The sequence below is a fragment of the Streptomyces sp. NPDC037421 genome (assembly GCF_055602105.1).
Genome location: NZ_JBVJWV010000006.1, coordinates 206,764 through 226,191 on the forward strand (window position 1 = coordinate 206,764; position 19,428 = coordinate 226,191).

Sequence of the window (19,428 nt, forward strand, 5' to 3'; positions counted from 1 at the left end):
GTCCCGGCCCCCGAGTCCTACAGCTTCTGCACCGGCGCGTAGCGCAGCAGCAGCCGCTTCGGCTTGGCGTCCCCGAAGTCGATGGTCGCCTGCGCGTCCGCACCGGCGCCGCGGACCTCCATGACGGTGCCCAGCCCGAACTGGTCGTGGGTGACCCGGTCCCCGACGGACAGCGCGATGACCGGCTTGTCGGCGGCCCGGCGCGTGGCGAAGCCGGACGGGCCGGACTTGGTGCGCGACGAGGACAGGAACGCCTCGGGCGAGGTCCCGAAGGAGGCCTTCCCGGAGGACGAGCCGTACCCGGACCCGCGCACCGGCCCCGCCGGCTTCTGCGCGGCGCCCGTGCGCTTCCACTGGAGGTACTCGGCCGGGATCTCCTCCAGGAACCGCGAGGGCGGGTTGTACGAGGGCGTCCCCCACGCGCTGCGCATGCCGGAGCGGGTCAGGTACAGCCGCTCCCGGGCCCGGGTGATGCCCACGTAGGCGAGGCGGCGCTCCTCCTCGAGCTCCTTGGTCTGGCCGAGCGCGCGCATGTGCGGGAAGACCCCGTCCTCCATGCCGGTCAGGAAGACCACCGGGAACTCCAGGCCCTTGGCGGTGTGCAGGGTCATCAGCGTGATGACGCCCGAGCCGTCGGTGTCCTCGTCCGGGATCTGGTCGGAGTCGGCGACGAGCGCGACCTGCTCCAGGAACTCGGCGAGCGTGCCAGGGTTGGACTCGTCCCGTGCCTGCTCGAATTCCAGGGCCACGGCCGCGAGCTCCTGGAGGTTCTCGATCCGGGTCTCGTCCTGCGGGTCGGTCGAGGCCTGGAGCTCGGCGAGGTACCCGGTGCGTTCCAGCACCGCCTCCAGCACCACGGCCGGGCCGGCGCCGGAGTCGGCGATCGTGCGCAGCTCCTCCATCAGCACGTTGAACCGCTTGACGGCGTTGGTGGAGCGGGCGGCCATGCCGAAGGCCTCGTCGACGCGCCGCAGCGCCTGCGGGAAGGTGATCTTCTCGCGCAGCGCGAGGGCGTCGATCATCGCCTCGGCGCGCTCGCCGATCCCCCGCTTGGGCACGTTCAGGATCCGCCGGAGCGGGACGTTGTCCTCGGGGTTCGCGAGCACCCGCAGGTAGGCCAGGACGTCCCGGACCTCCTTGCGCTCGTAGAAGCGGACGCCGCCGACGACCTTGTACGGGAGCCCGACGCGGATGAAGATCTCCTCGAACACGCGCGACTGCGCGTTCGTCCGGTAGAAGATCGCGACGTCGCCGGCCTTGGCGTCGCCCGCGTCCGTGAGCCGGTCGATCTCGTCGGCGACGAACTGGGCCTCGTCGTGCTCGGTGTCGGCGACGTAGCCGGTGATGACCGCGCCCGTGCCGGCCTGGGTCCACAGGTTCTTGGCACGGCGGTTCTCGTTGCGCTCGATGACCGCGTTGGCCGCCGACAGGATCGTCTGCGTGGAGCGGTAGTTCTGCTCCAGCAGGATCGTCGTCGCGTCCTTGTAGTCCTCCTCGAACTGGAGGATGTTGCGGATCGTCGCGCCGCGGAAGGCGTAGATCGACTGGTCGGCGTCACCCACCACGCACAGCTCGGCGGGCGGCAGGTCCGGGTAGCCCGGGCCGACCAGCTCGCGCACCAGCGTGTACTGGGCGTGGTTGGTGTCCTGGTACTCGTCGACCAGGACGTGGCGGAAGCGGCGCCGGTAGTGCTCGGCGACGTCCGGGAAGGCCTGGAGGAGGTGGACCGTGGTCATGATGATGTCGTCGAAGTCGAGCGCGTTGGCCTCGCGCAGCCGCCCCTGGTACATCGCGTACGCCTGGGCGAGCGTCTTCTCGAAGCCGTCGGCCGCCTGCGCGGCGAAGGCGTCCTCGTCGATCAGCTCGTTCTTCAGGTTCGAGATCTTGGCGTTGAAGGACTTGGGCGGGAACTTCTTCGGGTCCAGGTCCAGGTCCCGGCAGACGAGCGCCATCAGGCGCTTCGAGTCGGCCGCGTCGTAGATCGAGAACGACGAGGTGAAGCCGAGCCGCTTCGACTCGCGGCGCAGGATGCGCACGCAGGCGCTGTGGAAGGTGGACACCCACATGGCGTTCGCGCGCGGGCCGACCAGGCCCTCGACGCGTTCCTTCATCTCGCCGGCGGCCTTGTTGGTGAAGGTGATCGCCAGGATCTGGCCGGGGTGGACGTTCCGCGCGGACAGCAGGTGGCCGATGCGGTGGGTGAGCACCCGGGTCTTGCCGGAGCCGGCGCCGGCCACGATGAGCAGCGGCGAGCCCGCGTGCACCACGGCGGCGGCCTGCTGCTCGTTCAGCCCGTCCAGGAGCGTCGCCGGGTCGATGACGGGGCGCGGGGCGCCGTCCCGGTAGTACGCGTCCCCGCTCATGGGCAGGTCGAAGGCACCCCCGAAGAGGTCGTCCGCGCCGTGCTCCGGCTCGGCGTGCTCCTCGGGCGGCGGCGGGACCTCGTCGGAGGGGGTGAGGTCGGCCAGGAAGCTGTCGTCAAAGAGGCTGCTCATCGCCTTCCGAGTCTAGAGGCCGGGACCGACAGCCGGTCCCGCCCCCGGAAAATCGGGGGCGGAGGGCGCCCCGTACCCTCGGCGGCATGACCGTTCTGACCAACATCTTCGTCGGCCTGCACATCATCGGCATCGCCTCGCTCCTCGGCGGGTTCCTGACCCAGATGAAGGCGATGGGCGCCGGTACGGCGCGCTTCGTGCCCGCGATGCTGCACGGCGCGCTGACCATGCTCGTCACCGGCGTGCTGCTGGTGGGCTTCCGCGAGATGGGCGACGGCGCCCCGCTCAACCACGTCAAGATCGGCGTGAAGCTGGCGGTCCTGTTCGTCATCCTGGCCCTCGTCTACGTCAAGCGCGACGAGGAGCACGTGGAGAAGGGGATCTTCGCGGCGGTCGGCGGCCTGACCGTCGCCAACATCTTCATCGCCGTCCTCTGGCACTGAACCGCCGTCCTGCGGCACCGACCGGTCAGCCCGGACCCAGTCCCGGTCGGACAAGAGCAGTTCCGATCATCTCGTCATCCGCCCGTTACCTTCAGGTTTAGCGTCCTCCCCCAAGACCTCCCCCAGACCTGCGGGACGAGCGGAAGGACGTGAGGCCCCCGTGGCCAGTCATCGAAAGCCCAGGCAGCGCCCGTTCTCCGGCGGCACCGTACGGACCGCCGCCACCCTCGCCCTCGCGGGCGCTGCCACCGCCACCGCCTTCGAAGGCACCTCGCACGCCGACCCGCAGCTCAGCCCCGCCCAGGTCAAGGCGGAGGTCGACCGGCTCTACGGAGAGGCCGAGGCGGCGACGGAGCGCTACAACGGGGCGAAGGCCAAGTCCGACGAGGCCGAGCGGGCACTGACCGGCCTGCGCGAGGAGACCGCCCGCAAGGCGGACCGGCTGAACACGGCCCGCAGCGCGCTCGGCTCGCTCGCCGCCTCCCAGTACCGCAGCGGCGGCCTCGGCCCGGCCCTCCAGCTGGCCATGGCCTCCGACCCGCAGGACTACCTGGACCGGGCCGGCATGCTCACCCGGGCCGGCGACCGGACCGCCGCCGAGGTGGCCGCCGTCAGGCGCGGCCTCGACGAGGTCGGCCAGCTGCGCGACCAGGCCGCCGGCCGGCTCGCGGACCTGCGCGCCCGCCAGCACGAGCTCGCCGAGCAGAAGGCCGTCGTCGAGGACAGGCTCGCCACCGCCCGCCACCTGCTGGCCCGGCTCACCGCCGAGGAGCGGGCGGCGTACGAGGCCCGGTCCGGCACCGCCGCCGCCGTCGGGGCTGACCCCACGAGCGCCCCCCACACCCCGCCCCCGGCGCCCGAGGGCTCACGCGCCGCCCGCGCGGTGGCCTTCGCGTACGGGGCGATCGGCAAGCCGTACGTCTGGGGCGCGACGGGACCGGGCTCGTTCGACTGCTCCGGCCTGACCCAGGCCGCGTGGCGCGCGGCCGGCGTGTCCCTGCCCCGCACCACCTACACCCAGATCAACGCGGGCCGGCGGATCTCCCGGGACCAGCTGGCCCCCGGGGACCTGGTCTTCTTCTACTCCGGGGTCACCCACGTCGGCATGTACGTCGGCAACGGCCAGATGATCCACGCCCCGCGCCCCGGCTCCACGGTCCGGCTGGCGCCGGTCGGCTCCATGCCCTGGGCCGGCGCCTCCCGCCCCGCGTAGGACACCCCCTAAGGCGTCTTGACCTGCTGGCTGAGCCATCCGAAGGTCTGCGGCAGCTGCTTCGACCACGCCTCCAGGTTGTGCCCGCCGGTGATCTTCTCGGCGTGCACGGTGGTCGGGTTCTGCGCGAGGGCCTTGAGGTCGGTCCCGGACAGGTAGCCGTCGTGCTCGGCGCCCGACATCCACAGCGCGACCGCCGGAGGCGCGGGCTGGGCCTTGAGGAGTTCCTTCAGGTTGTGGGTGCGGCGCAGCTCCGGGTCCTTGGCCACCAGCGAGCTGGGCTCCTGGCCGGGGTCGTTGTAGCCGGACAGGGAGACGGCGGCGCCGTAGCGGTCGGGGTGCAGGATCGCCAGCTTGGCGGCGCAGTACGCGCCGGCCGAGTAGCCGGCCACGCCCCAGGTCCGGGCCTCGTCGGAGACGCGGAAGTTGTCGGTGACCATCTTGCGGACGTCGACGCTGAACCAGCTGTCGGCGTTGACCTTGCCGGGGATGTTGGCGCAGCCGGTGTCGCCGTTGCCGAGCAGCATGGCGCGCGGGGAGACCAGGATGAAGGGCTGGACCTTGCCCTCCTTCATCAGGGGCTCCAGCACCTCGTGCGCCTTGAGCCCCTGGAACCAGGACTTGCCCGTGCCGGGTATGCCCGGGATCAGCTCGACCACCGGGAACTTCTTGTCCTTGTGGGCGGGGTCGTCGTACTGCGGCGGCAGCCACACCATGACGTCGCCCTTGACGCCGGAGATCTTGCCGTCGAGCTCGGTCTTCTTCACCCGCCCGCCGAGACCTTCGACGGGCACGAACTCCTGGCGGACCTTCGGCTCCTGCTGGACCTGCTCGGCCTTCTTCCCGCCGAGCCCGTCGGGGCCCAGGTCGGGGGCGGCCTGGACGTACTTGCCGGTGCCCATCAGGTCGCCCCAGGAGACGTAGAAGTTCATCTCCCGGTTGAGCGCGAGGAAGACCAGGGCGACGGCGGTGACCTGCGCGAACACCACCATCAGCGCGCGGACGGCCACACGTGCGGCGGCGGGGCCGCGCACCTTGCCCCAGACGGCGAGCGGCAGGACGACGGCGGTCACGGTCAGGGCGACCGCCGTCGCGAAGAGAGGGGTCCCGGTCAGGCTCATCACGCCACCCAAGAGTCGGGGGCGCCGCCCTCCGGTTGCCCTCCGCGCCTGCGGCGTGGATCACATCCCGTCGGAAGCGGCCCGGTCAGACCAGCCGGCGGGCCGTCGCCCAGCGGGTCAGCTCGTGCCGGTTGGAGAGCTGGAGCTTCCTGAGCACCGCCGAGACGTGCGACTCCACCGTCTTCACCGAGATGAACAGCTGCTTGGCGATCTCCTTGTACGCGTACCCGCGCGCGATCAGCCGCAGCACCTCGCGCTCGCGCTGGGTGAGCCGGTCGAGGTCCTCGTCGACCGGCGGGGCGTCGGTCGAGGCGAAGGCGTCCAGCACGAAGCCGGCCAGGCGGGGCGAGAACACCGCGTCCCCGTCCTGGACCCGGAAGACGGAGTCCACCAGGTCGGTGCCGGTGATGGTCTTGGTGACGTAGCCGCGCGCGCCGCCGCGGATGACGCCGATGACGTCCTCGGCGGCGTCCGACACGGACAGCGCCAGGAACCGCACCGGGTTCTCGGCGGCCGCCATCAGCGGGGCGCAGCGGCGCAGCACCTCGACGCCGCCGCCGCCGGGCAGGTGCACGTCGAGGAGGACCACCTCGGGGCGGGTGGCGGTGATGACGGTGACGGCCTGGTCCACGTCGGCGGCCTCCCCGACGACCTCGACGCCGGTCCGGTCGGTCTCGCCGATCTCGGCCTGGACCCCCGTGCGGAACATCCGGTGGTCGTCGACGAGGACCACCCGGACCCTCCTGCCCGCGCCGCCGGTGGTCGCGTTGTCCTCGGTCATGCTGTCTTCGCCGCCCTCTCCATCTCCAGCTCGACTACCGTGCCGCCGTCGGGTGCCGACCGCAGTACCGCGGTCCCCCCGTTGCGCCGCATCCGGCCGATGATCGATTCTCGTACGCCCATGCGGTCGTCCGGTACCGCTTCCATGTCGAAGCCCGGTCCGCGGTCGCGTACGGACACGAACACCGTCTGTCCCTCGACCTCCGCGTACACCTGGACGGGGCCGCCGTCGCCACCGTACTTGGCGGCGTTGACCATCGCCTCGCGCGCGGCCTGGACCTGGGCGCCGAGCCCCTCGTCGAGCGGGCAGTCGCCGACGACGACGACCTCGATCGGGACGCCGTGGTGGTCCTCCACGTCGGCGGCGGTCTTCTTCACGGCCTCGGCGAGGGTGGCGGGCTCCTCGGCCTCGTCCTTGCCGGTGCCCTCGGGCTTGTAGAGCCAGTTGCGCAGCTCCCGCTCCTGGGCGCGGGCGAGGCGGCGCACCTCGCCGACGTCCTCGGCGTTGCGCTGGATCAGGGTGAGGGTGTGCAGCACCGAGTCGTGGACGTGGGCGGCGACCTCGGCGCGCTCCTGGGCGCGGATGCGCATCAGGCGCTCCTCGGAGAGGTCCTGGGTCATCCGGATCAGCCAGGGCCCGGCGAGCAGGGCTATGCCGACGAGGACGGCGAGGACGGCGGTGAGGAGGTTGCCGAGCTGGGCCGCGGAGCCCCGTACGACGATGAACACGGTCAGGCCCACGCCGACGAGGACGACGCCGGCGAGCGCGCGGGCCGCCTGGAACAGGCGCTTCTGGCGGTCGCCGGCGGCGCTCCAGTGGGCGCGGCGGGCGTTGTCGGCCTGGCGCCAGACGAGGACGACGCCCGCCCCGACGAGCAGGGTGGGCCAGATGTAGCGGCCGTTCTCGCCGCCGAAGCGCAGCTGGGAGAAGAAGATGCCCGCTCCGACGGCCAGCGCGATCAGGCCGGAGACCGCTCCCTTGTCGGGCTTGCGCACCCGGCGGGTGCCGTTGGCGAGGGTCTCGAAGAAGGAGTGGTGCCCGGTCTTGCCGCCCTGACCGAGCGGTACGAAGACCCAGAACGCCGCGTAGAGCAGTACGCCGAGCCCGTCCCCGAACATGAACATGCCGAGGAAGGCGAGACGGACCCAGATCACGGGCAGCCCGAGGTGGCCGGCGAGGCCGCGCGCGACCCCGCCGAGCATCCGGCCGTCGGCGCTGCGGTAGAGCTTGCGCTGCGGGACGTCCTCCGGGTCGGGTGCCTGCGGTATGCGTGGAGCGGCGGCTACGGGCATGTCACCAAGGGTCACACGCCCGGGCGCGGCCCGGTATCAGGGCGTCCCCCCACTTCTGTAGGGGGGATATCAGGGTTGCGCCAGGGTAGGGCCCGGTGCCGGGGGGCCGCACCGCCCGTCACCATGGACACATGACCGACGTACAAGACGCCCCGCCCGGGGATCCCGGGGCACCCGCCCCCGCCGAGCGGCCCCCTCTGCGCCGGAGCAAGCGCGACAAGGTCCTCGCGGGCGTGTGCGGCGGCCTCGGCCGGTACTTCGACCTGGACCCGGTCGTGTTCCGGATCGTGCTCGGGGTGCTCGCCGTCACCGGCGGCGTCGGCCTGATCTTCTACGGTTTCGCGTGGCTGCTGCTCCCCCTGGAGGGCGACGAGGACAGCGAGGGCAAGCGGCTGCTGACCGGCCGCGTCGAGGGCGCCACCCTGGCCGCCGTGTTCAGCGCCCTGGTCGGCTGCGCCCTGTTCCTGTCGATGCTGGACAACGGGGTGATGGGGGCCTTCTCGGTCCTGGTCATCCTGGCGCTCGGCGGTGCCTCCTACTGGTCCCGGCGCCACCGCGGCGCCGCCGCCCCCGAGGTGCGGGCCCCGGCCGCGCACCGCCCGGCGCCGCCCGAGACGCAGGCGCCGCCGGTGCCGGGCAGCCCCTCCTGGTGGCGGGACCCGCTGGTCAAGGACGGCACCACGGGCCCGGTCGGCTCGGCCGGCTACCTGTGGGGCCCCGACGACAGCGACTCCGACCGGGACCGGCCGGGCACCGGCCCGGAGAAGCCCCGTCGCGGGGCGCCCGCACGGCCGCGCGGGGGCATCGGCGGCCGGGTGTTCGTACTGGCCCTGCTGGCGGGAGCGGCCGGCACCGCCGCGGTGTGGGAGGGCAGCACCCTCGGGCACGCCCTCCAGGTGGGCCTCGCCTCCGCGCTCGCCGTCTTCGGGCTGGGTCTGGCCGTCAGCTCCGTCAAGGGCCGCACCGGTTTCGGCACGGTCCTGCTCGGCCTGCTCACCGCCGTGCTGCTCGCGGGTGCGGTGGCCCTGCCGCGTGAGATCGGCACCGACTGGCGGGACGTGGCCTGGCGCCCGGCGGCGGTGGCCGACGTGCGTCCCGCGTACGAGGCGGGGACGGGGCTGGCGACCTTGGACCTGAGCCGCCTGGACGTGCCCAAGGGCACGACCGTGGCCGTGAGCGCCTCCATCGAGGCGGGCCGGCTGAAGGTGGTCCTCCCCCGGGAGGTCACCGCGAAGGCCGACGTGTCGATCCGGCTCGGCGACATCGAGCTGCCCGGGGACACCGGCCCCGGCATCCGGATCAAGAGCGACGGGGAGACCCGGCGGGCGACCCTGCCCCCGGCCGCCGGCACCGAGGCCGGCGGGACGATCGAGCTGCGCCTGGACGCGGGCGTGGGACAGGTGGAGGTGGCCCGTGCGGCGTCATGAGTTCCAGCCGGGACGGCTGCTGGCGGGGCTGGTCCTGACCGCCGCGGGCGTGCTCTACCTGCTCGACGCGGCCGGCGAGACGGACGTGCCGTGGTTCCTGGTGGTCCCGTTCGCGCTGGGCGGGCTGGCGCTGTCCGCCCTGGTCGGGATGGTCACGTACGCCGTGCGCCGGGATCAGCGCGACCGGATCATCGAGTCGAACGACCAGTAGGGCGCCCCCGCGAGGACCAGCGGCGTCCAGGCCATCAGGTACGCCAGGTCGTTGCCGTAGTAGTACGGCGTCACGGCCCAGGAGACGGTGAGCCACAGGCTGAGCGAGATCAGCAGTCCGCCGGCGGCGGCGAGCCGGGTCAGCACCCCGGCGAGCACGCCGAGGCCCACGAGCAGTTCGCCGATGGCGATGGCGACGCCGAAGCCGACGGGGGCCTTCAGGGCCAGGTCCACCAGGGCCGGGATCGCGGAGGTGTCGCGCACCCCGCGCATCATGTCGCCGATCGAGCCGCTGCCGGTCTCCGCGAGGAAGCCCGAGGCCGTCAGCTTGTCGATGCCTGCGTAGACGAAGGTCACGCCGAGGAAGATCCGCAGCGGGAAGAGCGCGTAGCGGCCGGCCAGCTCCTTGAGCGGGGTGGTCCGCTGCCCGGATGGGGCGTCAGTTCGGGTCACGCCCCCATGTCTACCCCGTTCACTCGGCCACGTCGATGATGCAGCGGTTGGATTCCACCCCCGCCGCCGTGACCACCTGGACGTCGACGCGGCCCGGCTCGACCTCCGCGGGCACCGGGACGGTGAGCACCGAGTCCGAGGGGTTGGTGAACCCGCCCGCCACCGGGACCAGCGGCACGTGCACGTGGACCGCCCCGACCCGTACGACCAGCCGGGCGAGCATCTCGGGGGTCTGCGCGCCGGGCGGCACGAAGCCGACGCCGCGGATCTCGATGTCGTCGCCGGGCCTGACGGCCGCGTCGATGTCGCCGGGCTCGCGCCTGCGCACCACCGAGAGCACCAGCGGGCGGCTCCCCTCGGCGTACTTCGCCGCGAGGTACACCGCCGCCGACAGCGCCACCAGCATGGCCAGCGCCCACGGCAGCTGCGGCAGCCGGTCGGGGAAGCGGGCCAGCGACACCGCCGCGTAGGCCAGCACCACGGTGGAGACGAGCACGTACTGCGCGTCCGGGAAGCTGCCGCGGCCGTCGTCGTCCGTCAGCAGGTCCACCCCGCGCGGCCGGTCGGCAGGCAGCTTCTGCAGCCGCTGCCCCATGATCCGTACGGAGACCACGCGGCGCACCAGCACGGCCACCGCCGAGGTCAGCGCGACCACCGACAGCAGCGGCAGCGCCCGTCCCAGCGCGAACCCCTGGTACAGGGCCTCGCGCTCGGGGCCGGGTGAGGAGGCGGCCAGCCGCAGCGCGGGCAGCAGCGCGGCGAACGCGGTCAGCACCAGCCAGGCGCTCGGCACCGCCTTCGAGGTCGACAGCCGGTTGTCCTCCCCGACGACCGGGGCCAGCAGCCCGCCGCGCAGCGACTGGGCGCGGGCGGCGGCGGTGAGCAGCCCGGCCAGCACCAGCGCGGCCAGCAGCCCGGCCGTGCGGGCGGTGGACCAGCCGGTGCCGAGCGCGGTGCCGACCTGGACCACCAGCAGCACCCCGGCGGCGATCCACAGGGTGAGGACGGCCCGCCGGGAGAACAGGTACAGCCAGGAGCTGCCGGCCTCCCGGCCCCGGTCGGCGACCGTGCGGGCGGACAGGGTCAACTCGTCGGAGACCCACTGGCGGGAGGCGCCGAGGGAGTGGGCCACCGCGGCCGGCACGCCCTGCCCGGCGGCGAACTCGTCCCGTTTCTCCAGGAACGCGGCGACCGCTCTGCGGTGCCCCTGCCGTGCGCAGTCGTCGCAGGCGCAGACGGCGGTATGGGTACTCCGGGACATCTCTTGGACAGCCACGTGCGTGCCGCCTCTCTGAACTACGGTGCGATGCCAGCGAATTGTGCACCACTGCGGCAGTGCTCCGGATTGCGCACGATGTCAGAGCAGGTGATTAACGGTTCATGATGTTGACGCCACCGTCCTCGACGGTCTGCCACAGCGACTGGTAGTTCACCCACGCGGCGAGATCGCCGCCGAACCGCTCGCGCGTGGCCACGGCCGCGCGGTGCTCGACGGGCACCGGTTTGCCGGCCGCCCGCGCGATCAGCTGCACCTGCGCGGCCCGCTCCGCCGCGATGAACCACCACACGGCCGCGTCCACCGAGCCGCCGACCGTCAGCAGCCCCTGGTTGCGCAGGATCAGCGCCTTGTACGGGCCGAGGGCGCGGGCCACCCGCCACGGGTCGGCGACGCCGCCGCCGGGGTACTCGTCCAGCAGCGCGTGGTCCTCGTAGAAGGCGCAGGCCTCCTGCGTGACCGGGGCCAGCAGCTCGCCGAGGCAGGCCAGCGCCCTGCCGTACGGGCCCTGCGCGCGGACCACCGCGACCGCCTCGGGCCGGGCCCGGTGCACGGCGGCGTGCACGGCGAAGGCCAGCTCGTTGAGCCGCCGGCCGCCCTCCAGCACCCGCCCGTTCCCGTCGGCCAGCAGCAGGTCCTGCGGGCGCAGGCCCGCGAAGGACCGGCCGAAGGGGTTCACCCAGTAGCAGTCCTCGAACTCCGGGTCCCGCGCGGTGACGTGCCCCGAGACCCCGTCCTCGTACCCGAGGCGCCCCAGCAGCCGCAGCGCCCCGGCGAGCCGCTCCTTGCGGTGGGCGCGCTCCTGGGCCGGGTCCTCGTAAGCGGGCGGCATCTCGAAGGCCAGCCGGTCCACCGGCACGGGTACGGGCTGATCCGGCATGCGCCCTCCTTCGGGTCACGGCGTGCGCGGCGCAAGGTACCGGCACGGGACCGAGGAGGCCATAGCGACGGCGAAGCCGCCGCCCCGTGGAGGGGAGCGGCGGCTTCGTCAGGCACGGCGGGTGGGGACTACTCCCACTCGATGGTGCCCGGGGGCTTGCTCGTGCAGTCCAGGACCACGCGGTTCACGTCCGGCACCTCGTTGGTGATGCGGGTCGAGATCCGGGCGAGCACCTCGTACGGCATGCGCGTCCAGTCCGCGGTCATCGCGTCCTCGGAGGAGACGGGGCGCAGCACGATCGGGTGGCCGTAGGTGCGGCCGTCGCCCTGCACGCCCACGCTGCGGACGTCCGCGAGGAGGACGACCGGGCACTGCCAGATCTCGCGGTCGAGACCGGCGGCGGTGAGCTCGTGGCGGGCGATGGCGTCGGCCTCGCGCAGCAGGTCCAGGCGCTCCTTGGTGACCTCGCCGACGATGCGGATGCCGAGGCCGGGGCCCGGGAAGGGCTGGCGCTGGACGATCTCCTCGGGCAGGCCGAGCTCCTGGCCGACCATCCGGACCTCGTCCTTGAACAGCTGGCGCAGCGGCTCGACGAGCTCGAACTCGATGTCGTCGGGGAGGCCGCCCACGTTGTGGTGGGACTTGATGTTGGCGGTGCCGGTGCCGCCGCCGGACTCCACGACGTCCGGGTACAGGGTGCCCTGGACCAGGAAGGCGACCGCCGGGCCGTCCTCCTGGAGGATCTCCAGCTGGGCCTGCTCGAAGACGCGGATGAACTCGCGGCCGATGATCTTGCGCTTGCTCTCCGGGTCGGAGACGCCGGCCAGCGCGGTCAGGAAGCGCTCCTGCGCGTCGACGACCTTCAGCTGCACGCCGGTGGCCGCGACGAAGTCCTTCTCGACCTGCTCGGTCTCGCCCTTGCGCATCAGGCCGTGGTCGACGTACACGCAGGTGAGCTGGGAGCCGATGGCCTTCTGGACGAGGGCCGCGGCGACCGCGGAGTCCACGCCGCCGGACAGGCCGCAGATGGCGCGCTTGTCGCCGACCTGTGCCTTGATCGCCGCGATCTGCTCCTCGACGATGTTGCCGGTGGTCCAGGTGGGCTTCAGGCCCGCGCCCCGGTAGAGGAAGTGCTCCAGGACCTGCTGGCCGTGCGTGGAGTGCATCACCTCGGGGTGGTACTGCACGCCGTACAGCTTCTGCTCGTCGTTCTCGAAGGCCGCGACCGGGACGACGTTCGTCGACGCGGTGACGGTGAAGCCCTCGGGGGCGGCGGAGCAGGCGTCGCCGTGGGACATCCACACCGACTGGTGCTCGGGGGTGCCCTCGAAGAGGGTGGACCCGGCCTTGGAGACGGACAGCGGGGTGCGGCCGTACTCGCGCGCGCCGGTGTTGTCGACGGTGCCGCCGAGGGTCGTCGCCATCAGCTGGAAGCCGTAGCACATGCCGAAGACGGGGACGCCGGACCCGAAGAGGGCGTGGGCGTCGTCCAGGCGCGGGGCGCCCTCCTCGTACACGGAGGACGGTCCGCCGGAGAGGATGATCGCCTTGGGCTCCTTGGCGAGCATCTCGGCCACGGGCATCGTGCTGGGCACGATCTCGCTGTAGACCCGGGCCTCGCGGACGCGGCGGGCGATGAGCTGGGCGTACTGGGCGCCGAAGTCGACGACGAGAACCGTGTCCGGGGCGCTGTCGTGGGCGGCGGAGGGTGCTTCTGGCACGGGACGGCCTTCCGGCGGAAGAGGGTTTGTTTTGTCGATTCTAACGGGGGGCGGCACCTCCCCTTCGTCTCACCATCCGAACCTGGTTGGCCGCGGGCGGGGCGCGGGGTAATAATCCGTACCGTGCGCAAGCAGCTGAGCTTCCTCTTTACCTATGGCACCGGCCGGTCCGGTCGCCATGGGTCCGCGTGATGCTCGCTTGAGCCGCTGACTTCCCAGAGCGCCCCGGTCCGACAGGACCGGGGCGCTCCGCGTTTCCGCTCCTGCCGGGCCACCACCCACCACAGGAGAGACGCCATGACCACGATCACCACCACCCCCGAGCAGCTGATCGCCGGCTCCCGCGAGCGCATCGACGCCCTCGACGACCGGATCATCGGGCTGATCCAGGAGCGGATGGCCGTCTCGGCCGTCATCCAGGAGGCCCGGATCGGCGCGGGCGGCCGGCGGGTGCACCTGTCACGCGAGATGGAGGTGCTCTCCCATTGGAGCGATGCGCTCGGCAAGCCCGGGACCGCCCTCGCGATGACCCTGCTGGAGCTGTGCCGGGGCCGCGTCTGACCGCGCGGGCGCCTGTTCGTCACCCGTCCGGACCGTGACCGGGCCCGGAGGCCTTCGTTGGTCGGGTTGTCCGCGCCAGCCAGACGCGGGACGCAGCACCACGCGTGGCTCCACGGGAGCGATGAGACGCGACGCCCTACGGCGCGCGTCGTGGGACCTCGCTCCCTTCGTGTGGCCGGACGGCAGGGGACAGCAGCCCGGTCACCCCATGAGGACGGCCGGCCCGGGGGACGCCCCGGACCGGCCGTTCGTCTTTCCGCCTTGGACGCGGTTACGCGTGCGCGCCGCCGTTGCCGCGGCGGCGGAAGGACAGGTACAGCGCGGCGCCGACGGCGAACAGCCCGGCGCCGGCGATGCCGACCAGGCCGGCCGTGCTGCCGGTGGAGGCCAGCGGGCCGCCGCTGCGGCCGGCGGCCGCCGAGGCACCGTTGCCCGTGGTGGAACCGGTGCTGCTGCCCGCGGTGGGCGAGCCGCTCTTGGAGGCGCTCGGGGAGGCGCTGCCGGAGCCGGAGGGGCTCGGCGACTTCGTCGGGGTGGCCGTCGGGTTCGCCGTGAAGGCGGCCTGGTTGTTGGTCAGCACCGGGTCGAAGTCGTGCTTCTCGGGCTCGCCCTTCGCTCCGAGGCGGCCGACCGTGATGGCGCCCTTGGCGTCCTTGACGGCCTTCTCGATCTTCAGCTCGAAGGGGAAGGCCAGCTTCCCGTTCTCCAGCACGACCGGCCCGGTGGCGCAGCGGTACTGGGCCGGCTGTACGGCGCGGCAGGCCGCGGGGGCCGAGACGACCTTCACGCCCTGCGGGAGGACCACGTCGACGACGGCCGCGGGGGTGGTGGAGCCGTGGTTGGCGACCCAGGCCGGGCCGTTGTTGCGCGCGGCGGCGACGGCCTTGACCGTGGTGCCGGCGGCGCCCTTGACGGTGAGGGGCTCGGCCGCGAAGTCGGCGGTGTTCCGCACGGCGAGGTCGACCACGCGCTTGTTGTCGACCGGGTTCAGGTCGGGGCCGCGCAGCGGGGCGGGGGCGGCCTCGGTCTTCTTGCGGGCGGTCAGCTTCCGGCCGGCGGCGGCCGCGGCGTCGGCCGCGTTGGGCCTGTTGGGCGTGTTGGGCGCCTTGGCGTCCGCCGCCTTCTGCGGGGCGACCGCCGGGTAGATGCCGTAGCCGAACCGCTCGTTGAGGGCGTGCGCGCCGGCCTTCAGGTGCAGCGGGCTGTCCCCGGCCAGCTCGTAGGTGGCCTTGGCCTCGAAGTCCCCCTCGACGGTGCAGATGACGGTGGTCGATGTGCGGGTGGTGGGGTAGGAGCAGTTGTCGTAGCGCTCCGGGAGCTCCAGGCCGCGGGTGGCCTCCAGTTCCAGGACCACGCCCTTCGCCGGCTGCGTGCCCTCGTTGCGGAACACGAGGGGCAGGGCCTGGCTCTCGCCCGGCTTCAGGTCCTTCTTGAGGCCCAGGTCCCGCATGACCAGGTCGGGGCCGCCGATCGTGAGGGCGGTCTCGGCGGGGGTGACGGTGGCCCCGGCAGCCGTGCCGGTCACCTTCACCACGCCGGAGGCGCCCTCCCTGGCGTCCTTCACGGCCGTGGCCACCAGTTCCACGCCGGGGCGGGGGCCCTTGTCCTTGCAGACCAGCTGGGTGCCGTTCTCCACGCACTTCTGGGGTGCGGCGGAGCTCTCCTTGACGGAGGCGAAGCCGGCGACCGCGGCCCGGTCGACGGTGAAGGTGAACTCGCCGCCGAAGGAGCCGGTGTCCTCCAGGTGGAAGGACATGGCCACCGGCTGCGGGGAGCCCGTGGCCGGGTGGGGCCGGAGGGCGAGGGCGGACTGCCCGGCCAGGCGGAAGACGGGGTCCGCGGATTCGGCGGCCATCGCGGTGGGGGTGGTCAGCCCCACGGCCACCAGGCCGCACGCGGCCAGCAGGGAGATGCGCTGTCTCATGCCCCCCTTGACCCCCGGGCCCCCCTCGCGGTTGCGCACTCGACCGTGTGACCGACACCACAGCTTGCCGCAAAGGATTCCGGTACAACCTTTTTCGGCAACCGCCTGTCCACTCTTGTACTGCGGTGAGTACCGCGCTCGGAGGGGGAGCGCGGTGCTCACCGCCGTCGTCTTCCCGGGGTCAGTGCTCCGGTTCCGGTTGCCTGGGCGGGATTTCGGGGACCGCGAGGAACGGCAGCCGCAGGGCGCCGAAGGCCTCCTTGGGGACGGCCGGCCTGACCGGCTCCACCGCCTCCAGCCGCCGGTACGCCTCCCCCTGCGCGGGCCGCCGGTCCGCCTCGCCCTTGTTCGGCCAGTACGACATGGCCCGCTCGGCCTGCGCCGTGATCGTCAGGGACGGGTTGACCCCGAGGTTGGCGGAGACCGCCGAACCGTCGACCACCGAGATGCCCGGGTGTCCGTACAGCCGGTGGTACGGGTCCACCACGCCCTCCTCGGCGGAGGCGCCGATGGGGCAGCCGCCGAGGAAGTGCGCGGTCAGCGGGGTGCCCATCAGCTCGCCGATGTTGCTGCCGGGGAAGCCGTTGATCTCCTCGGCCAGCAGCGTCGCGGCCTCGGTGGCCTCGGCGATCTGCACCGGGTTGGGCGCGCCGTGGCCCTGGCGGGCGGTCAGCAGGCCCTTGCCGAGGCCGCCGGGCTTGCGGTAGGTGGTCAGGGAGTTGTCCAGGGACTGCATGACCAGGCCGATGATGGTCCGCTCCGACCAGCGCCGGTTCGACAGGGAGCGCAGCAGCTGTACCGGGTGGGTGGCGGTGCGGGCGAACCAGGCCCGTACCCGGTGCCTGGCGTGGGGCACCTGGAGGACCGTCATGAACCCCATGGCGTTGGAGCCCCGGCCGTAGCGGACGGGCTCGATGTGGGTGTCGGCGTTGGGGTGGACGGACGAGGTGATGGCCACGCCCCGGGTGAAGTCCGCCCGGGCCCCGGCCCCGTGCCGCCTGCGGTAGCGGCGGTCGTCGGTCTGGGCGCCGACCAGGCCCTCGGAGTTGGTCCGGGTCAGGTCGCCGAGCCGGCCGGAGATCCGGGGGAGCTCGCCGAGGTCCTTCATGGTGTGCAGCAGGGTCTGGGTGCCGTACGTGCCCGCCGCGACGACCACGTGCCGGGCGCGCAGCACCTGCGCCCTGCCCTTGCGGCGGTCGGCGGTGGGGACGGTGCGGACCCGGTAGCCGCCGTCGGGGTGCTCGGAGAGCGCGGTGACGGTGGTCATGGGGCGGATCTCCGCCCCGGCCTTCTCCGCGAGGTGCAGGTAGTTCTCGTTGAGGGTGTTCTTCGCGCCGTGCCGGCAGCCCGTCATGCACTCGCCGCATTCGGTGCAGGCCTTGCGGGCGGGCCCGGCGCCGCCGAAGTACGGGTCGGGGACCTCCTGGCCGGGGCGGACCTTCGGCTGTCCTCCGGCGTCCTCGCCGTCGCCGAAGAAGACGCCTACGGGGGCCATGTGGAAGGAGTCCCCGACGCCCATCTTCTCGGCGACGGCCTTCAGGTGGACGTCGGAGGGGGTGAGCGTCGGGTTGAGCCGTACGCCGAGCATCCGCCTGGCCTGGTCGTAGTACGGGGCGAGTTCCGCCCGCCAGTCGGTGATGGAGGCCCACTGGCGGTCCTCGAAGAAGGCGGCGGGCGGCACGTACAGGGTGTTGGCGTAGTTGAGCGAGCCGCCGCCGACCCCGGCGCCGGCGAGGACCATCACGTTGCCGAGCAGGTGGATGCGCTGGATCCCGTACAGGCCGAGGGCGGGCGCCCACAGGTAGTTGCGCAGGTCCCAGCTGTTGCGGGGCAGGTCCTGGCGGGTGAAGCGGCGTCCTGCCTCCAGGACGCCGACCCGGTAGCCCTTCTCGGTCAGGCGCAGCGCCGAGACCGACCCGCCGAAGCCCGATCCGATGACGATGACGTCGTAGTCGTACTCGTACTCGTGGTCGTGAGGCACGGGTTCCCCTTAGCGCAGTCGGAGGGCCTTGAGGACCTTGAGGCTGCTCGTCATGAAGCGGGCGTACTGCTCGTCGTCCATGCCGAGCGAGGGTGCCATCGGGAGCAGCCGCTGGTGGGCGACGGTCTGTGCCTCGGTGTACTTGAGGATGCCCTCGGAGCCGTGCCGGCGGCCGAGGCCGGATTCCTTCATGCCGCCCATGGGGGCCTGGGCGCTGCCGTAGGCGGGGGCGTAGCCGTCGTTGATGTTGACGGTGCCGGTGCGCAGCCGGGCGGCGACGGCGTGGCCGCGCCGGGCGTCCTTGGTCCAGACGCTGGAGTTGAGGCCGTAGGGGGTGGCGTTGGCCTGGGCGACGGCCTCGTCCTCGTCGGTGAACCGGTAGACGGAGACGACCGGGCCGAAGGTCTCCTCGGCGCAGACCGACATGGGGGCCTCGACCCCGTCGAGGATGGTGGGCTCGTAGAAGAGCGGGCCGATGTCGGGGCGGGCGGTGCCGCCGGCGACGAGGGTGGCGCCCTTGGCGACGGCCTCGTCCACGTGCCGCTGCACGGTCTCCAGCTGGCGTTCGCCGACGAGGGAGCCCATGTCGGCGCCGTAGGCGAGGGAGGCGCCGAGCCGCATGGCCTTGGTGCGGGCGGCGAAGCGCTCGACGAAGGCGTCGGCTATGGAGGCGTGGACGTAGAGCCGCTCGATGGAGATGCAGAGCTGGCCGGCGGAGGAGAAGCAGGCGCGGACGGCGCCCGCGGCCGCCTTCTCGACGTCGGCGTCGTGCAGTACGAGCATGGCGTTCTTGCCGCCGAGTTCGAGGGAGACGCCGACCAGGCGGGCGGCCGCGCCCTGGGCGACCTCGCGGCCGGTGCGGGTGGAACCGGTGAAGGAGACGTAGTCGGCGTGCCGGACCACCTCGGGGCCGACGACCGGGCCCTCGCCGAGGACGACCTGGAAGACCTCGGCGGGCAGTCCGGCCTCGATGAGCAGGTCGCGGGCCCACAGGGCGGTCAGCGCGGTCTCGGTGTCGGGCTTCATGACGACGGCGTTGCCCGAGACGAAGGCCGGCAGGGCGTCGCCGACGGAGAGTTCGAGGGGGTAGTTCCAGGGGGCGATCTGGCCGACGACCCCGCGCGGCTGGCGCAGCTCGGTGACCTTGGTCAGGGTCGGCATGGCGCCGGTGTGGCCCTTGGGGCGCAGGTACGAGGGGGCCTTGCGGCCGTAGTGGCGGGCGGCGACGGCGACGGCCTGGACTTCCTCGTGGGCGTGCAGGCGGGCCTTGCCGGTCTCCAGCTGGATGAGGTCGAGGACCTCGGACTGGCGGGCGAGGACCAGGTCGTGGAAGCGCAGCAGTACGGCGGCCCGCCTGCGCACGGGGACCGCGGCCCAGGCGGGCTGGGCGGCGCGGGCCTTCGCGAAGGCGGTGGCCACGTCCTCGGGGGTGGCCTCGGGCAGGTCCGCCAGCTTCGCCCCGGTGAAGGGGGTGTGGTTGGCGGTCCGGCCGGAGCCGATCACTCCGCGGGTGAGCCGGGTGACCAGGGCGGGGGTCACCACGTCGGCGGCGGTGCGGGCACCTGCCGGGGCCGGGGCGACCGGGTTGGTGGGCTGCGGGGCGGAGCGGAGGGTGGCGGCGGGGGCCTGCGAGTCCGTCATGGCGGTGAG

At 72.9% G+C, this 19,428-nt stretch carries 16 protein-coding genes; 5 read left to right on the forward strand and 11 right to left on the reverse strand.

Annotated elements, in window-relative coordinates:
* Positions 1-17: 17 nt before the first annotated feature.
* Positions 18-2,495 (reverse strand): DNA helicase PcrA, encoded by a 2,478-nt coding sequence (gene pcrA, locus ACZ7IF_RS12015; RefSeq protein WP_470967676.1) that lies wholly within the window; start codon positions 2,493-2,495, stop codon positions 18-20.
* 86 nt (positions 2,496-2,581) lie between these two features.
* On the opposite strand from pcrA, the gene ACZ7IF_RS12020 reads away from it, so the two are divergent.
* Together ACZ7IF_RS12020 and ACZ7IF_RS12025 are read left to right on the forward strand one after the other, a co-directional pair.
* A complete protein-coding gene (locus ACZ7IF_RS12020) occupies positions 2,582-2,938 on the forward strand; it encodes a hypothetical protein (RefSeq protein WP_470967683.1) in 357 nt (118 codons plus the stop codon).
* 160 nt (positions 2,939-3,098) lie between these two features.
* On the forward strand, positions 3,099-4,151 hold the full coding sequence (locus tag ACZ7IF_RS12025; protein WP_470967690.1) for a C40 family peptidase: 1,053 nt from the start codon (positions 3,099-3,101) through the stop codon (positions 4,149-4,151).
* Positions 4,152-4,159: 8 nt separating this feature from the next.
* Here the strand turns inward: ACZ7IF_RS12025 and ACZ7IF_RS12030 are convergent, their stop codons facing one another.
* From ACZ7IF_RS12030 to ACZ7IF_RS12040, 3 genes are all read right to left on the reverse strand, one after another.
* The gene (locus tag ACZ7IF_RS12030) at positions 4,160-5,272 is read right to left on the reverse strand and encodes an alpha/beta hydrolase (RefSeq protein WP_470967696.1); all 1,113 of its coding nucleotides are present in this window, start codon (positions 5,270-5,272) and stop codon (positions 4,160-4,162) included.
* Positions 5,273-5,357: 85 nt separating this feature from the next.
* Positions 5,358-6,053 (reverse strand): LuxR C-terminal-related transcriptional regulator, encoded by a 696-nt coding sequence (locus ACZ7IF_RS12035; RefSeq protein WP_427715168.1) that lies wholly within the window; start codon positions 6,051-6,053, stop codon positions 5,358-5,360.
* The gene (locus tag ACZ7IF_RS12040) at positions 6,050-7,345 is read right to left on the reverse strand and encodes a PspC domain-containing protein (protein WP_470967705.1); all 1,296 of its coding nucleotides are present in this window, start codon (positions 7,343-7,345) and stop codon (positions 6,050-6,052) included. Before ACZ7IF_RS12040 ends, ACZ7IF_RS12035 begins: the two co-directional genes overlap by 4 nt.
* A 131-nt stretch (positions 7,346-7,476) precedes the next feature.
* On the opposite strand from ACZ7IF_RS12040, the gene ACZ7IF_RS12045 reads away from it, so the two are divergent.
* Together ACZ7IF_RS12045 and ACZ7IF_RS12050 are read left to right on the forward strand one after the other, a co-directional pair.
* Positions 7,477-8,772 carry a PspC domain-containing protein gene (locus ACZ7IF_RS12045; protein WP_470967708.1) on the forward strand — a complete coding sequence of 432 codons (1,296 nt, stop codon included), beginning with the start codon at positions 7,477-7,479 and terminating at the stop codon, positions 8,770-8,772.
* A complete protein-coding gene (locus ACZ7IF_RS12050) occupies positions 8,759-8,983 on the forward strand; it encodes a hypothetical protein (protein WP_470967715.1) in 225 nt (74 codons plus the stop codon). Before ACZ7IF_RS12045 ends, ACZ7IF_RS12050 begins: the two co-directional genes overlap by 14 nt.
* On the opposite strand, the gene ACZ7IF_RS12055 is transcribed toward ACZ7IF_RS12050, so the two are convergent.
* The 4 genes from ACZ7IF_RS12055 to guaA all read right to left on the reverse strand — a co-directional run bounded on the left by ACZ7IF_RS12055 (position 8,947) and on the right by guaA (position 13,312).
* Positions 8,947-9,435 carry a DoxX family protein gene (locus ACZ7IF_RS12055; protein ID WP_470967721.1) on the reverse strand — a complete coding sequence of 163 codons (489 nt, stop codon included), beginning with the start codon at positions 9,433-9,435 and terminating at the stop codon, positions 8,947-8,949. The genes ACZ7IF_RS12050 and ACZ7IF_RS12055 overlap by 37 nt on opposite strands.
* Positions 9,436-9,454: 19 nt before the next feature.
* On the reverse strand, positions 9,455-10,711 hold the full coding sequence (locus ACZ7IF_RS12060; RefSeq protein ID WP_470967728.1) for a hypothetical protein: 1,257 nt from the start codon (positions 10,709-10,711) through the stop codon (positions 9,455-9,457).
* 94 nt (positions 10,712-10,805) lie between these two features.
* Entirely contained in the window at positions 10,806-11,591 is a 786-nt protein-coding gene (locus ACZ7IF_RS12065) for a class II aldolase/adducin family protein (RefSeq protein ID WP_470967731.1), read from the reverse strand.
* A 128-nt stretch (positions 11,592-11,719) separates the two neighbouring features.
* Positions 11,720-13,312 carry a glutamine-hydrolyzing GMP synthase gene (gene guaA / locus ACZ7IF_RS12070; RefSeq protein ID WP_470967737.1) on the reverse strand — a complete coding sequence of 531 codons (1,593 nt, stop codon included), beginning with the start codon at positions 13,310-13,312 and terminating at the stop codon, positions 11,720-11,722.
* A gap of 207 nt (positions 13,313-13,519) precedes the next feature.
* Between guaA and ACZ7IF_RS12075 the strand changes: the two genes are divergently transcribed.
* Positions 13,520-13,873 (forward strand): chorismate mutase, encoded by a 354-nt coding sequence (locus tag ACZ7IF_RS12075; RefSeq protein ID WP_470968207.1) that lies wholly within the window; start codon positions 13,520-13,522, stop codon positions 13,871-13,873.
* Positions 13,874-14,144: 271 nt separating this feature from the next.
* On the opposite strand, the gene ACZ7IF_RS12080 is transcribed toward ACZ7IF_RS12075, so the two are convergent.
* The 3 genes from ACZ7IF_RS12080 to ACZ7IF_RS12090 all read right to left on the reverse strand — a co-directional run bounded on the left by ACZ7IF_RS12080 (position 14,145) and on the right by ACZ7IF_RS12090 (position 19,419).
* On the reverse strand, positions 14,145-15,797 hold the full coding sequence (locus ACZ7IF_RS12080; protein ID WP_470967741.1) for a hypothetical protein: 1,653 nt from the start codon (positions 15,795-15,797) through the stop codon (positions 14,145-14,147).
* A 181-nt stretch (positions 15,798-15,978) separates the two neighbouring features.
* Positions 15,979-17,778, reverse strand: a complete 1,800-nt coding sequence (locus ACZ7IF_RS12085; RefSeq protein ID WP_470967748.1) for a GMC oxidoreductase — start codon at positions 17,776-17,778, stop codon at positions 15,979-15,981.
* Positions 17,779-17,787: 9 nt separating this feature from the next.
* Positions 17,788-19,419, reverse strand: coding sequence for a succinic semialdehyde dehydrogenase (locus tag ACZ7IF_RS12090; RefSeq protein ID WP_470967753.1), 1,632 nt, complete (start codon positions 19,417-19,419; stop codon positions 17,788-17,790).
* Positions 19,420-19,428: the final 9 nt, after the last annotated feature.

What these genes read in the sequence shown, in the direction of transcription:
- pcrA (WP_470967676.1), bottom strand. Translation starts at nt 2,495, where the DNA reads ATGAGCAGCCTCTTTGACGACAGCTTCCTGGCCGACCTCACCCCCTCC.
- ACZ7IF_RS12020 (WP_470967683.1), top strand. Translation starts at nt 2,582, where the DNA reads ATGACCGTTCTGACCAACATCTTCGTCGGCCTGCACATCATCGGCATC.
- ACZ7IF_RS12030 (WP_470967696.1), bottom strand. Translation starts at nt 5,272, where the DNA reads ATGAGCCTGACCGGGACCCCTCTCTTCGCGACGGCGGTCGCCCTGACC.
- ACZ7IF_RS12035 (WP_427715168.1), bottom strand. Translation starts at nt 6,053, where the DNA reads ATGACCGAGGACAACGCGACCACCGGCGGCGCGGGCAGGAGGGTCCGG.
- ACZ7IF_RS12040 (WP_470967705.1), bottom strand. Translation starts at nt 7,345, where the DNA reads ATGCCCGTAGCCGCCGCTCCACGCATACCGCAGGCACCCGACCCGGAG.
- ACZ7IF_RS12045 (WP_470967708.1), top strand. Translation starts at nt 7,477, where the DNA reads ATGACCGACGTACAAGACGCCCCGCCCGGGGATCCCGGGGCACCCGCC.
- ACZ7IF_RS12065 (WP_470967731.1), bottom strand. Translation starts at nt 11,591, where the DNA reads ATGCCGGATCAGCCCGTACCCGTGCCGGTGGACCGGCTGGCCTTCGAG.
- ACZ7IF_RS12080 (WP_470967741.1), bottom strand. Translation starts at nt 15,797, where the DNA reads ATGAGACAGCGCATCTCCCTGCTGGCCGCGTGCGGCCTGGTGGCCGTG.
- ACZ7IF_RS12090 (WP_470967753.1), bottom strand. Translation starts at nt 19,419, where the DNA reads ATGACGGACTCGCAGGCCCCCGCCGCCACCCTCCGCTCCGCCCCGCAG.